This window comes from Paraclostridium sordellii (genome assembly GCF_000953675.1).
Classification (GTDB): domain Bacteria; phylum Bacillota; class Clostridia; order Peptostreptococcales; family Peptostreptococcaceae; genus Paraclostridium; species Paraclostridium sordellii.
Genome location: NZ_LN679998.1, coordinates 3,383,409 through 3,383,803, shown reverse-complemented (window position 1 = coordinate 3,383,803; position 395 = coordinate 3,383,409). Strand labels below are relative to the sequence as shown.

Annotated in this window: 1 protein-coding gene; it reads right to left on the bottom strand. The window is 32.2% G+C overall.

Annotated elements, in window-relative coordinates; genetic code table 11:
* The coding region (locus ATCC9714_RS16580; protein ID WP_208872223.1) for an SH3 domain-containing protein at nt 1-395 on the bottom strand (395 nt) is incomplete at both ends.

Here is a 395-nt window from a genome sequence, read left to right as displayed (position 1 = left end):
GATATTACTTCTACTTTTTCGTTATTCTTTAAGCTTCCTATTATACCGTGACTTGTTGATGGTCCACTTCTTACATTTAATGATGTTGCTACTACTACTTTTATCTTTGTTCCAACATTTGGTTTTTCATCTGGTTTTGAAGTTCCGCCTTCGTTAACATCTTTTAAATATGTACTTGATACGTAACCTTCTTTTCCATTGTATTTTATTTTTGACCATCCATTACTCTCTGATATTACTTCTACTTTTTCGTTATTCTTTAAACTTCCTATTATACCATGACTTGTTGATGGTCCACTTCTTACATTTAATGATGTTGCTACCACTACTTTTGTTTTTGTTTCAACATTTGGATTAGGCTTTGGAGTCTCATTTGGTTTAGAGTTTCCACCTTC